The following is a 15,466-nucleotide window of genomic DNA, read 5'->3' as shown; positions in this document are numbered from 1 at the left end:
ACCTCTCGTCGTCCTCTGACAAATTACCGACCATCAGTCAATCGATGCACCTACCACTGACGCTTGTCCGGCCGTGCGAGGCCGAGTTTTTCGATCCGGTAACGCAGCATGTCGCGGCTCAGACCCAGCAGGCGCGCAGACTTGGTGACGTTCCAGTCGGTCTTGTCGAGCATCTTGCGCACCATGTCGCGCTCGACTTCCGGCAGGTTCATCGATTCGACGTTGTGGCTCGGCCGGGGTTCGAAGTATTGCGTCTCGGGCAGGACCAACGGTTCATCCACCAGGCTTAGGCAGACGTTCAATTGGTGCGCGGCAATGGTGTCGCTCTGGGCCAGCAACACGGTTTGCTCCAGCATGTTGCGCAACTCGCGCACGTTGCCGGGCCAGGTGTAGCTGAGCAGCAACTCTTCGGCCTGGTCGCTGAAATACAAGTGCGGTTTGCCATAGCGTTTGCCGTGGATCGCCAGGAAGTGCCGGGCCAGCAACAGCACGTCTTCACCGCGAGCGTGCAGGCGCGGCACCTTGATCGAGATGATCCGCAAGCGGAAGAACAAGTCACGCCGGAACTTGCCCTGCTGGACCATCTGCTCCAGGTTGCAATTGGTGGCGCTGATCACCCGCAAATCGACTTTGCGTTCTTTCACCGACCCCACCCGGCGAATGGTCCGGTCCTCCAGCAGCTTCAGCAATTTGGCTTGCAGCAACAGGTCCATCTCGCCGACTTCATCGAGGAACAGCGTCCCGCCATCTGCGGCTTCCACCAGCCCGACCCGGCGATCCTTGGCGTCGGTGAAGGCGCCTTTCTCGTGGCCGAACAGTTCCGATTCCACCAAATTGGACGGGATCGATGCGCAGTTGAATTCAATAAACGGACCCTTGGCCCGCGGACCGTCAAAGTGCAGCGCCCGGGCGACCAGTTCCTTGCCGGTGCCGGTTTCGCCTTCCACCAACACCGGAGGCAAGTCGGTGTTGGCCATCCGGCGCTCGGCGTCGAGCAATTGGCCGATGGTGTCTTTCAGGTAGTGCATCGGTGCCGACTCGCCGATCAACGCCTGCACCCCGGACTTCTGTGCCTCGCGATCCTGATAGAACGACAGCGTGCGTTCCATGCGGTCGGTGGCCAGGGCCTTGTCCAGCAGCAGCTTGAGCTCGGGCAGTGCCACCGGTTTGGTGACGTAATGGAACGCGCCCTCTTTCATCGCCACCACGGCGTCTTCGACGTTGCCGTAGCCGGTCATCATGATCACTTTCAGATCCGGCGCGCTGATGCGCAGCTTCTGGATCAAGTCGTGACCGCTCATGCCCGGCAGCGAGTTATCGGTGAGCACCACGTCCGGGACAAAAGTACTCAATTGCTCCAGTGCGTCTTCGGCCGAGTGGCAGACTGTCACCTCGAAGTCCTTGCGCTCCAGGTATGTCTGAATATTCTCGGCGAGGAGTTCATCATCCTCGACCAGCAGTATGCTGTGCTCCATATTCCCCTCCCGTTGCCACTTTAAAGGTGAGACAAACGCGGGTTCCTTCCTGCTCCTGACTGGTCAGTACGACCGAGCCCTGGAAGCGTTCCATTATTCGTTTGACCAACGCCAGGCCGACGCCCAAGCCGCCCTGTTTGGTGGTGAAAAACGGCTTGAATACCATCTGTTGCTGCTGTTTGGTCATGCCCTTGCCGGTATCGGTCAGGGTCATCGCCAACTGCCCAGGTTCAGGCGAATCGATATCAACGCTCAATACGCCGCCCTTGGGCATGGCCTCCAACGCATTGGCGAACAGGCTGTTGAGAATCTGTGTGAGCAGCACTTGCTGGCTGACCACCGGCGGAAAACTTTGCGGGGTAAAGCGCACCTCGACGTTCGAACGTCTGATCAGCGGGTCGAAGGCGCTCAGGGCGTCGTCGATGGCCAGCACCAGGTCTACGGATTCAGAGTCGTCATTCATCGGCCTTAGCGATACCAACAGCTCGCGGACCCAACGGGACATCCGATCGACCTGGTTGATGATGTCGCCAATGTTCTTTTGCGCGCCCTGGCTCGCCACTTCCTGAGCGAGTTCGGCGCTGGAGCGGATGGTAGCCAGTGGGTTGCGCAAGCTGTGGGCGACCGCCGAGGACATTTCCCCCAGGGCAACGAAGGTTTCGTTGCTGATCAGTTGTTTCTGCTGGCTCTGCAGCAGTGTCGCGGCGCGCCGCACGATCCAGAACAGCGCCAGGTAAATCGCCGCGCCGCCGAGCAGGGTCGCGATCCAGATCGACTTGAAGCCGCGCTCAATGCGCTCCACCAGATCAGCGGGCTCTTTGTAGATCTCCACCATGGCGATCACTTTGCTCTTGTCGGCGTTGAACATCGGGATGTAGTTCTCGATAAACAACAGCTGCGGCTCGCGCAACAGCATCTGCTCGGGGCGTTCTTCGTCGATCTTGTGGTAGCTGGAGGACACCGGCACCTTCATTTCGAAGGATTCGTCCAACTCCTCGTCGTCCTCGAAACGCATGCCAATCATCGCCGGGTTGGTCGACCAGATCACCGTGCGGTCGAGGGCAAAAACCGTGGCCAGCAAAATATCCGGCAGGTGCTCCACATGGTCGAGGAATTCGAGACGCGCCGCGGCACGCGACCCCGGGTCCACGTCGGGGTAGGCGTGGTCAATCCGCGGATCGAGCATTTCGCCCATGGTTCTGTTCGGATTGATCGAGGCATGGCGAATTTCGGCATCGCCGATGGATTGAATAAACTGCGCCGTCAGCAAGGCGTCACGCTCAATACTTTCGGTAACCACGAAACGCGTGGAAATGTAGCCCAGACCCAGCGCCACGGCGGCGATGATGAAAAAACTGGCCAGGGAAAACCAGCGCAGCAGATTGAACTGACCGCCCCAGCCCTTGCGCGCTGCTGCCGGCATAGGCGGCGCAGGTACTTTTTGTTGTTCTGATAGCTGCATGGGTATGTCCTGGTTGCTTGCCTGAAGCCTTTCTAGCCATTGTCACGAAGAGTGTAGGTGGCATTGAACGTGGCCGACGGACCAATGATGTTATTTAGCCGCTAGTTCGTCTGGCTTACCTCTGGCGCCGGGTTCGCCAAGGGCTGTTGGCGATCGGTTTCTTCCTGCAAGAAGTCGATGATCGTCTGCGCGGAATGCTCATCCAGGCGCAGGTTGGGCATCGAAATCTTGTCGAAACGCTGGTACAGCTCCAATGCAACCGGGTCTTTCTCCGCGAGCATGCGGTCCGGCTCGCGAATCCAGCGGTTGAGCCAGGCCGGTTCGCGCAGACGGGTCACGCCGATCAGGTCCGGGCCGATGTTGCGCATGCCGATGCCCTGCCCGTCTTGCGGCCCCAGGCTGTGGCACGAGGCGCAACGGGTGCGAAACAGCTCTTCGCCATTGCTCGGCGGGCGAATCTGCGGGGCGTTGGCGTAGCTTTCCTCGATGCTCGGTTGTTTCCAGTTCTGCAAGGTGTTGGCCAGTTGATCGGCCAGAATCCACGGATTCTCGAACGGTGAAGCTTTCATCCAGCGGCCGGTTTGCTGATTGCCGACGATCAGGCTCAGGTTGTGGTCCTTGCTGCGGCCGTTGTCGACGCCCTCGATAAACAACCCGAGCTTTTTGCGCAGCTCGGTGACGTCGGCGAATTCGCCGGTCAAAAACTTCCAGCCCGGCCCGACCTTGAAGCGTTGTGCATAGGCCTTCAGCACCTCAGGCGTGTCGCTGAGCGGGTCGATGCTGATGGAGTAGAAGAAAATGTCCTGCCCCACCCGGTCGCCAAGCAGTTTCTGCACTTGGCGCAGACGCGCGGTTTCCAACGGACATGAATCACTGCACGACGTGAAGATGAAGTTGATCACCACCACTTTGCCTTTGATCAGGTCATCGAAAAAATGCACCTGCTGGCCGTCCTGGTCGGTCAGCAACGTGTTGGGGAAGTAGTCGCCACCCCACGGGGTGGCGGATTCCTGCGGTGACAGTTCATGGGCGAGCAGCACCTGACTGGCCAGCAAACAAGTGACCAGAACCAGTATCAGGTGCATGCCCAGGGCGCGGGAGCGCGGCGTATGCAGTGTCATGTCGGCTCCCCGGCGGTTCATTTTTTCACCGCCACTTGTGGACCAAAGCCATCGCCGGTGCGGAAGGTTGGCAGCGCGGCGGAGTTGACGTAGCGCACCCCGTCCCAGCTCGGCAGTGGGGTCGGCATCAACTGGAATTGCCCGGGTTTCTCAATGTCCCAGCGCAGCAGCATCGAGTTGTCCTCATGCTGAGTGTTGTGACAGTGCTCCATGTAGGTCCCGGCGAATTCGCGGAAGTTGATCGCCATCTCGACGTTGTCCAGGCCATCGTTTTCCGTGCCGATGCGGTACACGTCTTTACGCGCCCATTTTTCCCATTCCGGTGGCGCCTTGCCGCCACGACTGAGGATGATCCCTTCCTCGAAGTGCACGTGTACCGGATGGCTCCAGCCCTTGCCGCCGAGCCTGATGTTCCACACCTCGAGGGTGCCGAAGCCCGTGGTGCCGGCATCGGTCGGGCCGGTTTTCAACTGGGTGGCTGTGTTCAAGCGCCGAGGGTCCATGTGGAAGCCGAAGCCGCCATCGGTCTTGACCGTCCACGGTGCTTCATCGGTGCCGTCGGAACGGCCGAAGATGAAGGTGCGGTGACGAGCCTGGGCCAGCAGCGCCTTGTCGGCAGCGTTGTCGCGATGGATCTTCAGCGGGATCATCACCAGGCCTTCGGCTTTGCCCGGTTTGGCCGGTTCGTACGCTGCCGGGTCCATGGCCAGGTCCTGACCGGTGTAGGCTTTGACATTGAGTTGCAAGACCTTGCCCACTGCCGGATCGCCCTTGTCCCACTGCGGTCCTTTGCTGGTTTGCTTGATCACCGCCAGGTACTTCTCGGACAGTACGTCAGCCAGGGCGATGGGTTCTTTCGGGCCTTTGCCGTCGTCGTGGACCAGCAGGTTGACGAAGAAGATCTTGTCCCCCGGCTTGATGCCGTTTTTCGCAAAGTTGACGATGATGTCGAAACGCTCGGCGATGCCCTGCGTCGGCAGGATCGCGTTGTGGTTCTGTTTGTCGCCGTCGGCGTCCAGGTCCATGGTGCCGTCGAACGGTACGCTGTGTTCCATGATGTTGCCGTCGTTGGCAATCATGTGGAACGGCACGCGGGCATAGGAGACACCTGAACCTTTGGGCCCCTGGAACTCGCCACTGGTGCCCTTGATTTCACGCACCAGCGCCAGTTTGTAGTAACGCGATACCGAACCGTTGAGCATGCGGAACCGATAGCTGCGAGCACGTACATCCAGGGTCGGTTTCCACTGCCAGTTGACCAGCACTTGGTCACCGAGGAAGCCGTCGGTGTTGAACGGGTTGAACCACAGCTGACCGTTCTGATCCCAGGCCTTGTCGGCGAACACCAGGTTCACGTCGTAGTCGCGGTTACCCCATGGCAAGGCGCTGCCGCTGGGGAAACGCAGGTTGACGCCATCGTTGACCGACTCGTTGCCACGGTCCAGAGCGCTGTAGTAGTTCATCATCGCCGCGTTGCCCTTGTAGACGTTCTGCGCGGTGAAATCGAGCATGTGGTCGTGGAACCAGTGGGTGCTCATGGTTTCGCGCCAGTCGCCACGGATCTTGATCGTGCCGTGGTCGCAGGTCTTGCGGCTTGGGCTCAGGTCGTTGGTCCACAGGGTTTCGCCCGGCGCGCACGGAAATGCCGCGCGCGGATCATGAGCGTCGGTGTTGATGCTGTCGTAACCGGCCAACTGGATTGGCCAGCGATAGTCGTAATACTGCCCGGGGAAGAAAAACGCGTTGGCATAGCCGTCGCTTTCCGCTGGCGCGTGACCATTGTGTTCGTGGGTCGTGATGGTGTGCAGGCCAAAACCCATGTTGGCCGCCGGATCGATCGGTAAACCGTTGTAGTGACGCATCATCACCGGTTGACCGTAACGCACCATCAACAGCTTGGGCGGCAAGGTGCCGTCGAAGGTCCATACCGAGTTGTGGTTCTGCACGGGCATGTTCGGGTGGAAACGCGGATCGACGCCTTTGGAGGTGCCATCGGTGGCCGGCACACCCGCCACGTTGTGATACAGGCCGCCGGGGCCGAATTCGCCCAAGGCATAGCCGTGCATCTGATGGCTGTCACGCCAGCCGCTGTTGAGCCTCGCCCCGGTCTGCACGGTTTTGTAGGCCACTTGCGGGTAGAACTCGTTCCAGCGCTGGTGCGACCAGCCCTTTCCTGGCGGACGACCTTCGGCCGACGAGCCGATGTGCCGATTGAGGAACACCTCGATCTGCGCCTGCCACGGGTTGCGGTCCACCACATTGGAGAACTGGCTGGGGAATGGCGTCAGCCCCGGTTGGCGCATAAACGCGTCAAGTGCCGCGCTCGGCGGCGCACTGCGGGCGACGTTGTTCGGGTCCTGCTGGGGCAACGGACCCACGGCGGCCGGTGGAAAGCTCAGCGGCGCTGCGGGGGTGGTGGGGTCGAGTTTTTCCGGGCCGAACTCCTCAAACAGCACCAATTGCTGCGTGAACGGTTGGGCTCCGAACAACGGGCTCGGCTTGCCATTGGTGGGGTAATTGAAACTGGTCTGCACTGTCGGTGGCAGAACGTTTTCCTGCCGTGTGACGTCGCGGCTGCCTTTGACGCCATTGGGCAAGTCGAAGGAATCCTTGTTGGCCTCCGGCATGGTCAGAATAGCGTTCAGGGCGGCTGGTTCATCAGCCGGTTCGTCGTAGTAAGCCGAAGGGTCGGAAGGCTCGGGCTGGCGCTCATCGTCGATCGGACTGGCGCGCAGCGGGGTTGTCCCCAGCGTCATCGTCAGGAGGATACTCAGTGGGGTCAACAGGCCAAACCACTTGCAGGGGTGCCGCGCTTTTCTGTCCATCACCAGCCGCCTCGAAGTCGTGAAGGGGTGATGGGGGTTTTGCAATTACCTCGCCACACTTTGAAACAATTTAAACCAAAGTATTAATACCTGAGTTAACAATGGCTTATGAACATCACCAGGCCACTATCGGCGAATGACTGGGCCATGACACCCGCTAACGGGGAAAGTTCATCCCCGTTTTCAGGGGGTTAACTTGAACGACAGGCGAACGCTAGTGCCCTCGCCTTCCCGGCTGCCAAGGGCCACCGCACCGCCGAAACGTTCCATGATGCGCTTGACCAACACCAGCCCGACGCCGAGCCCGCCGGCCTTGGTGGTGAAGAACGGGCGGAAGGCCATGTTGCGCTGCTCTTCGTTCATACCTTTGCCGGTGTCGCTCAGCACCACGCAGACGCCACGGGCATTGGTCGGTTCCAAGGTGACGGTCAGTGTGCCGCCCTTGTCCATGGCTTCCAGGGCGTTGGCCATCAGGCTGTTGAGGATCTGCGTCAGTTGCACCGACTGGCTTAGCACCATGGGTGTCTGTCGGGGATTGAACACTACGCTGACTTTCGCCCGGGCAATTTGCTGTTCGAACGCCGTGAGGCTGTCGTGGATCGCCGCCACCAGGTTCACCGGCTCGGGGTCGTCGTTGAGCGGACGCAAGGATTGCAGCAGTTCGCGTACCCACTTCGACATGCGATCGACCTGGCCAATGATGTCGTGGATATTCTTGTGCGCCGACCCGCTGTCGAACTCCAGCGCCAGCTCGGCGCTGGAGCGGATCGTCGCCAATGGATTGCGCAGGCTATGCGCAACCGCTGACGACATCTCGCCTAGGGCGACAAAGGTTTCGTTGGTGATCAGTTGCTTCTGCTGTTGCGCCAGCAGGATCGCGGCCCGGCGCACGATCCAGTACAAACCCAGGTAAATCAGCCCGCCGCCCAGTGCGGTGGCCAGCCAGATCAGCGCCAGGCCGCGCTCGATGCGGGTGATCAGGTCCTTGGGTTCCTTGTAGATCTCGACCATGGCCGTGACGTTCTTGCCGTCGGCATCGAACAGCGGAATGTAGTTTTCGATAAATATGAAGTCGGGCGGTACGACGAATTTCTGCTCCATCCGCCCTTGGTCGACGTTGTGATAACTGGCCGACACCGGAATCTGGAACTCGAAGGCGTGGTCCAGATCTTCGTCGGCGTGAATCCTGGTGCCCATGAGTGCCGGGTTGGTGGACCAGATCACCGTGCGGTCGGGGGCATAGACGTTGGCCAGGATCACGTCCGGCAGGTTGGCGATATGGTCGAGGAATTCGTCCCGGGCATTGGCCCGCGCCGCCGGATCGACGTCGGGAAAGTCCTTGTCCTGGCGCGGGTCGACCAGCTCGCCCATGGTCCGAATATGGGGGATCGCTACATGGCGCACCTCCGCCGAGGCAATCGCCTGGATGAATTGCGCCGTCAGCAGGGCATCGCGCTGCACGCTTTCGGTAATCACAAACTGCGTGGACACCGCCCCCAGCGCCACCGCCACGGTCGCGATCACGGCCATACTGATGAGCGAAAACCAGCGCAGCAGGTTGAACGGCTGCTTGCGCGTGCTCAGGCGAATATCGCCATCCTCGGGCCGGTGCGGCGGTACGTACATGTTCATTGGCGATGATCCAGACGATTCCCCTATAGAGGGGGTATAGCCCAGTGTTCGGGGTTTGACCCAATGCAAGCAAGCTAAGCAAATGGCCCCGTAGGAGCAAAGCTTGCTCGCGATGAACGATGACGCGGTGGTGTGTCAGGTCCGACGCCTTCGCCGTAGGAGCGAGGCTTGCCCGCGAAGAACGATGACGCGGTGGACCAGACCTGACGCCGTCACCGTAGGAGCAAAGCTTGCTCGCGATGAACGATGACGCGGTGGTGTGTCAGGTCCGACGCCTTCGCCGTAGGAGCGAGGCTTGCCCGCGAAGAACGATGACGCGGTGGACCAGACCTGACGCCGTCACCGTAGGAGCAAAGCTTGCTCGCGATGAACGATGACGCGGTGGACCAGACCTGACGCCGTCACCGTAGGAGCAAAGCTTGCTCGCGATGAACGATGACGCGGTGGTGTGTCAGGTCCGACGCCTTCGCCGTAGGAGCGAGGCTTGCCCGCGAAGAACGATAACGCGGTGGACCAGACCTGACGCCGTCACCGTAGGAGCAAAGCTTGCTCGCGAAGAACGATGATGCGGTGGTGTGTCAGGTCCGACGCCTTCGCGAGCAAGCTTTGCTCCTACAGGGGATGTGCCCGATTTTTGTGTGTAGGAGCGAGGCTTGCCCGCGAAGAACGATAACGCGGTGTGTCAGATCTGACGCCTTCGCGAGCAAGCTTTTTTTCCAGAAAGAACGCCATCGCCGATTTTGGGGCTGCTGCGCAGCCCGGCGGGAGCAAGCTCCCTCGCCACAGAGGTTGGTGATACTGGCATCGAGATTTTCCCCATCCCCACCTGCCCCAATCACCCCCAACTCTGGGGACACTCGCCCGCCCCGACATCCAGTCCTCAATCCCCCTCCACCACCCTCAACCCCCATACCCCGGCCCTCTCCCGCCTGTTCCCCCCGATTGGTATGCAATTTGCGCTAGCCCTAGCAACTGGCCCGTCTCCAAGGGACAGGCATTCCGATAGAGGGATTAACTCATGCACCCTTTACTGTCCAAAACTGCGGCCGCGCTGGTCGTTACCGCTCTGGCCCAAGGCGTTGCCCAGGCGGCTCTGTTTGCAGTCGATTCAGGCCCTTACCTGCCCGCCAACGGTGATTTCGCCGCCTGGTATCAGGACACCCACGGCCGAACCCTCGACCTGTGCCTGTCCAAAGCCGTCAGCTCACGGGTGGCCGGCGCGCCAGGCGCGCCGACCTATATGTGCTCGCTGATCCCGGCTCCGGGAATTTTCGACGACACCAAACCGTTGGTCTTCCCGACCAACTTCCCCGACGAAGCATTCTGGTTCACTGCCGACAGCACGATTGTCGATGCGGCCAGGGGCATCAACCTGAACTACGTCAGCGGCCTCGAAGCCGCCTTCAGTGGCGGCGACCCGGTGGATGGCGACCAGATCAGCTTCGCCCGCATCCGTATTCGGGTCGACGTGCCCACCGCTGGCACGTACATCATCACCCACCCTTACGGCGTCGAAGCCTTCACCGTGGACACTCCCGGTCGCAAAGCGATCAACATGACCCGGGACATCGGTATCGGCACCCCGAAAACCTACGACGGCGCCCTCAAGGGTGACATCGGACCGTTCCTGCGCAGCGTCAACGGCCCCTACACCGAAACCAACCCGGTGACCGGCCAGGCTGAGAAATTCATCGGCGACCCGAACCTCTCCGAAGCCGTGACCGGCAGCCCGTTCAATACCAACTTCCTGCGCATCGAAGGCCCTAACGGTATCGACCTGCGGACCACGGTGTTCGCGGTGTCCGGCAAGTTGTCGACGGTGGTCCGGCCGACACCACTGATCACCCAGCGCGGCACCTATTCGCGGCATGCCGGCGCCAGCGCTCCGGTGGCCCAACAGGATGTGTTCGTGATGGCGCCACCGCCACCGGCCACCGTGACGCTGGACAGCAACAACCCGGCGCTGCACCTGACCGAAGCCGACACCACCGGTAACTGGTACGCCCAGTCACCGGTCAACCCAAGTTTGCCGAGCACCTTACAAGTGACCGCCGACAACCACCTGGCCATCGCCACCAGCACGCCAACCACCCTGAGCATGCCGCTGACGGACCTGGTGGTGATTTCGCGCGCCGAGTACAGCCTGAGCACCGGGCAACTGACGCTCGTAGCCTCGACCAGCGATGAAACCTCGCCGCCGGTACTCACTGCCACGTCCGGCAGCGGTGTCGCCATCGGCGCCCTGAGCGGCGACGGCGCAGTGAAAACCCTGGCCACCGGGATCTCGCCGATTCCACCGGCCAAGGTTCGGGTGACGTCATCCAATGGCGGCAGCGATACCGAAGAAGTGGTCATCGTGCAATGAACGCTCTCATGCCCAGATCCGTATCAGGAGGCATCATGAACAAGTGGCCACGCCTGGCGCTCAACGCCCTGGGACTGACTCTATCGCTGTCGGGAAGTGCTTTCGCCCAACTGGCGGCAGTCGATCCCGGCCCCTACACCTTCGCCACCGGGAAATTCCCGATGTGGTATCAGGACAACAATCTGCTGTCGATGGAACTGTGCCAATCCCGTGCCGTCAGCACGCGGGTGCCGGCCGCAACGCCACCGGCCTACATGTGCACCTTGCTGCCGACCCCGGGGATTTTCGACGACACCTTGCCGATGGTGTTCCCGGACAACTGGCCAGACGAATCCTTCTGGTTCCTGGCGGAAACCAACATACCCAACAACGCCGCGGGCTATGGGATGGACGCCTACGTGGCCGGGATCGAGGCGGCATTCGCCTCGGGCAACCCGGTCGACGGCGATCAGCAAAGCTTCGCGCGGATTCGCATGCGGGTGAACATTCCTACCGCCGGGACTTACACCATCACCCACCCGTTTGGTGTGGAAACGGTCAACGTCACCACCCCCGGCCGCCGCGCCATCAACATCACCAAAGATGTCGGCATTGGTGCCCCTGGTGATTTCAGCGGCGCCCTGGCCGGGGCCATCGGGCCATTCCTGCGCAGCGTCAACGGTCCCTACACCGAAGTGAACCCGGACAACGGCGCCGTCGAAACCTTCGTCGGCGACCCGAACCTCACCGAAGCGGTGACCGGCAGCCCGTTCAACACCAACTTCGTGCGCATCCAGGGGCCGGCCGGGACCATCCAGACCAGCCTGTTTACCCTCGCCGGCAAAGTGCTGGATAACCGCGCGCAAACTCCGGTGGAAATCAGCCGCGCCACTTACCGCCGCACCACGTCGGGCACAGGCAGCAACACGCGGGTGGAAGTGTTTGCCTCGGCGAGCAACAGCTCGACCCTGTGCTTTCGCGAGACCCTCGCCCTGGTGGTCGGCCCGCCGGCTTCGCCGTGCCAGACCAACCTGACGGGCGACAACACCGGCCTGTACTTTGGCCAGCACCTGATCACCGGCGCCTTGCCAAAAGTGGTGGTGGTCACCGCGACCAACCCGGCCGGCACCACACGCCCCACCGCCGTGTCCAGCAAACTCACGGACCTGGTGAAAATCCAGACCGCACGCTACAGCTGGAGTAACCACAGCCTGTTGATCGAAGCGACTTCGACTGATGAAGTGGCCGTGCCCGACATGGTTGCCCAAGGCTACGGACGCCTGTCGAAATCCGGCACCCTGCAGCGCATTACCGTCGCAGATTTGACCCAGCCACCGGCCACCGTCACGGTCAAGTCCGCTGCGGGCGGCAGCGATACCGAGGCCGTCGTGGTCGTCGGCACCGCACCGGACACCGGCGAGAACCAGGCGCCGATTTCGGTCGCCGATACCGGCGCCACCAGTTTCGGTGTGCCGATCACCCTCAACCTGCTGACCAACGACAGCGATCCGGACGGCAACGTGCCGTTGAGCATCAGCGCCCTGACCCAACCGGCCGCCGGCCAAGGCACCGTCGCGTTGAGCGGCACCACGGCGGTGGTCTACACGCCGCCCGCCGTCGTCACCACTCCGCTGACCACGACCTTCACCTACAAGGCGCAGGACGTCAAAGGCCTGGCTTCGACCACCGCCGCGACCGTGACCATTACCGTGGCGCCGAACCGGCCACCGGTGGCGGTCAACGACAGCGTCGCGACCCTGGGCGTGGCGATCCCGATCAGCGTGCTGGCCAACGACACCGATCCGGAAGGCAACGTGCCGCTCGGCGTCGCCAGCCTGACTCAACCGGCAGCCGGTCGCGGCACCGTCAGCACTGACGGCACAGTGATCACCTACACCCCTCCGGCCACGGTCACTACGGCGTTCACCACGACCTTCACCTACTTCGCCAAGGACAGCTTCGGCGCTGTATCGACGGCACCGGCGACGGTCACCGTGCAAGTCTCGCCAAGGCCCGCAGCGGAAACCTTCACCGTGACCACCGCCACGGTCCAGGCCCGCTCCAACAATCGCTTCAACTGGGACTTCGCCGGGACTTCATCGGTGACCACCGGCAACACCATCACCATCCAGGTGTCCACCCCGACCGGGCTGGTAACCCTGGGCACCACCACGGTGCCGGTGACCGGACGCTGGCGGTTGACGATCAACAACAGCACCACCGTGGCGCCATCGGCTAACCCGACGGCAACCATCCGCTCGTCCCAAGGCACCGTGCGTTCGGTGTCGGTGACCACGCTCTGAGCCCCCGCCCCAGCGTTCGATTCGGACGCTGGGGCAGGCCCATTCCCACAGGACAACGCCATGCAAACGCCGACCGCCGCCCTGCTCTGCCTGCTTCTGCTCTGCAGCAGCGCAGGGGTGCGCGCCGACGATTTGATGGACAACGACGACCTGGCCCCCAGCGCCGACCTCGGCGAGTTGCCCGCGCCGATTGGCCAGCAAGCGCTGATCAATCAGCTCGGCCAGGCCAACGTCGCGTTGTTGCAACAGAACGGTCAGGGGTTGCTCGGACGCATCGTCCAGTCGGGCAGTAATCAGGAAGCCTACATCCTGCAACAGGGCAGCGACCTGATGGCCCAGATCACCCAGCAAGGTTCGGGCAACGACGCCTCGATCACGCAAAACGGCAGCCACAACCGCGCGCAGATTTCCCAGAACGGCAATAACAACGACGCCAGCATCGACCAGGCCGGTACGGGGCTTTCCAGCGCCGTGACCCAGTCCGGGAACGGCATGAGCGTTTCGGTCAAACAATATCGCTAAGCACTGCAATACCTTGGAGGTTTCATCATGTTCAAATTGACGCCCCTCACCGCTGCCATCCTGGTCATTGTCAGTGCCCAGGCTTTGGCCGACGACAGCGTTTCCACGCAGAATCAGGTCGGTACTGCGAACATCGCCGACGTGAAACAGACCGCGGCGCCGTTCAGCACCGCCACCCAACAACAACTCGGCCAGGGCAACGACGCGGCCGCCGTGCAAGACACCGCCACCAGCACCATCGACCAGACGCAAGTCGGTGATTACAACGCCGGTTACGCCGAGCAGTTGTTCGAAGACACCAGCACCATCACCCAGCAACAGGTCGGCAGCTACAACACCAGCCACGCCAGCCAGTCGATCGGCAGCGGCGAAAACCAGGTGCTGCAACAACAGCAAGGCAGCGGCAACTTCTCGTTCGTCTATCAGGACTCCCAGGAAGCCACCTCGGGCCAAACCTTCCAGTTCGGTGACAATAACGAAGCCAACATCGAGCAGATCCAACTGGGCGTCGCCAACAACGCGATGATCATCCAGTACGGCAACACCAACTACGCGACCGCCGAACAAGTCAGCCACATGGGCGGCCAGATCGGCATCAACCAGGCCGGCGAAGGCAACTACGCCTACGGCGACCAGCGCAATGGCATCGGCGGCAACCTGAACATCAACCAGTTCGGCGACTTCAACGCCAGTGAAGTCTGGCAGGATGGCCAGACCGCCAGCCAGGCCACCGTCAACCAATACGGGCAGACCAACGAAACCGTGGTGGATCAGAGCTTCGGCGAAAACAACGTGGCGCAGGTGCTGCAAGTCGGCGACCTCAACGCCATCTACGCCGACCAGTTCGAGTCCATGGGCTCGACCGTCGCGCTGTATCAGCAAGGCAGCGGCAACGTGCATTTCACTTATCAAAGCGGTGAAAACCATGTGCTCAACGCCACCTCCGTGGGCAACGGCAACAAGGTCTACGCCAGCAACTGGAAAGGCCCGCAACTGGGCGGCCAGTTCGGCAGCAACCAACGCGCGACCATCACCCAGAACGGCACCAACAACGTGGCGAGCTTCACCCAGGATGGCGTCGGCCACATCATGACCACGAACCAGACCGGCACGGGCAACAAGACCACCGTCAGCCAGGCCGACTCCTACAACGAGCTGTACTTCGATCAGAACGGCAGCGACAACATCCTCATCGCCGACCAGCGCGGTACCACCAACCTGGCTCAGGGTTCTTCCAATGGGTCGGGGAACAGTACCGAGTTCGACCAGTCCGGCACCGGCAACCAGGCGTTCACCACGCAGTTGTATGGCAGTGATAACCAAATCACCGTGAAGCAGGCTGACACGATGAACGTGGCCTATGTCACCCAGGGCGGGACCGGGAACATTGCCAATGTCGATCAGAGCGGGATGACGCAAATGGCGACGGTGCAGCAGTTTGGGTCGGCTAACCAGGCGACGGTGTTGCAGCAATAATCGCGGGGCATGAAAAAGCCGCGACCCGGGGTGGGGTCGCGGCTTTTTGCTGCGTGATGGATAGGTTGGGGCGGCGGATTCGGGCGCGGGGCTGATCGCTGATTTTGATGGCGGCTGTCAGGGCCTCTTCGCGGGCAAGCCTCGCTCCTACAGGGATTGGTGGTGAACACAGGTTTTATGTACAACGCCCCCCCTGTAGGAGCAAAGCTTGCTCGCGAAGAACGATAACGCGGTCCATCTGACTGCACGCTTATTGTAGCGAGGGAGCTTGCTCCCGCTGGGCTGCGCAGCAGACCCAAACCCCGC

Annotated in this window: 9 protein-coding genes; 4 read left to right on the top strand and 5 right to left on the bottom strand. The window is 61.5% G+C overall.

Annotated elements, in window-relative coordinates; genetic code table 11:
* Positions 1–50: 50 nt before the first annotated feature.
* The 5 genes from BK667_RS08635 to BK667_RS08615 all read right to left on the bottom strand — a co-directional run bounded on the left by BK667_RS08635 (position 51) and on the right by BK667_RS08615 (position 8,515).
* Positions 51–1,475 carry a sigma-54-dependent transcriptional regulator gene (locus BK667_RS08635; RefSeq protein WP_123513758.1) on the bottom strand — a complete coding sequence of 475 codons (1,425 nt, stop codon included), beginning with the start codon at positions 1,473–1,475 and terminating at the stop codon, positions 51–53.
* Positions 1,444–2,937, bottom strand: coding sequence for a sensor histidine kinase (locus BK667_RS08630; RefSeq protein ID WP_123513760.1), 1,494 nt, complete (start codon positions 2,935–2,937; stop codon positions 1,444–1,446). The genes BK667_RS08635 and BK667_RS08630 overlap by 32 nt, the downstream gene beginning before the upstream one ends.
* A gap of 101 nt (positions 2,938–3,038) precedes the next feature.
* Positions 3,039–4,079: an SCO family protein gene (locus BK667_RS08625; protein ID WP_123597348.1), complete on the bottom strand. Its 1,041-nt coding sequence runs from the start codon at positions 4,077–4,079 to the stop codon at positions 3,039–3,041.
* Positions 4,076–6,883 carry a multicopper oxidase domain-containing protein gene (locus BK667_RS08620; protein WP_123597347.1) on the bottom strand — a complete coding sequence of 936 codons (2,808 nt, stop codon included), beginning with the start codon at positions 6,881–6,883 and terminating at the stop codon, positions 4,076–4,078. Before BK667_RS08620 ends, BK667_RS08625 begins: the two co-directional genes overlap by 4 nt.
* 183 nt (positions 6,884–7,066) lie before the next feature.
* A complete protein-coding gene (locus BK667_RS08615; protein WP_123597346.1) occupies positions 7,067–8,515 on the bottom strand; it encodes a sensor histidine kinase in 1,449 nt (482 codons plus the stop codon).
* Between the two features lie 1,018 nt (positions 8,516–9,533).
* On the opposite strand from BK667_RS08615, the gene BK667_RS08610 reads away from it, so the two are divergent.
* From BK667_RS08610 to BK667_RS08595, 4 genes are read left to right on the top strand one after another with little or no spacing between them, the layout of a single operon-like run.
* On the top strand, positions 9,534–10,880 hold the full coding sequence (locus BK667_RS08610) for a hypothetical protein (protein WP_123597345.1): 1,347 nt from the start codon (positions 9,534–9,536) through the stop codon (positions 10,878–10,880).
* A gap of 35 nt (positions 10,881–10,915) precedes the next feature.
* On the top strand, positions 10,916–13,162 hold the full coding sequence (locus BK667_RS08605; protein WP_123597344.1) for an Ig-like domain-containing protein: 2,247 nt from the start codon (positions 10,916–10,918) through the stop codon (positions 13,160–13,162).
* Positions 13,163–13,222: 60 nt separating this feature from the next.
* Complete coding sequence (locus tag BK667_RS08600) at positions 13,223–13,684, top strand: curlin (RefSeq protein WP_123513772.1); 462 nt, start codon at positions 13,223–13,225, stop codon at positions 13,682–13,684.
* A 27-nt stretch (positions 13,685–13,711) separates the two neighbouring features.
* Positions 13,712–15,160, top strand: a complete 1,449-nt coding sequence (locus tag BK667_RS08595; protein ID WP_123597343.1) for a curlin — start codon at positions 13,712–13,714, stop codon at positions 15,158–15,160.
* Positions 15,161–15,466: the final 306 nt, after the last annotated feature.

Source organism: Pseudomonas frederiksbergensis, assembly GCF_003732705.1.
Lineage (GTDB): Bacteria > Pseudomonadota > Gammaproteobacteria > Pseudomonadales > Pseudomonadaceae > Aquipseudomonas > Aquipseudomonas frederiksbergensis_F.
The sequence above is the reverse complement of the archived record's forward strand: the minus strand, read 5'-3'. Positions and strand labels throughout refer to the sequence as shown.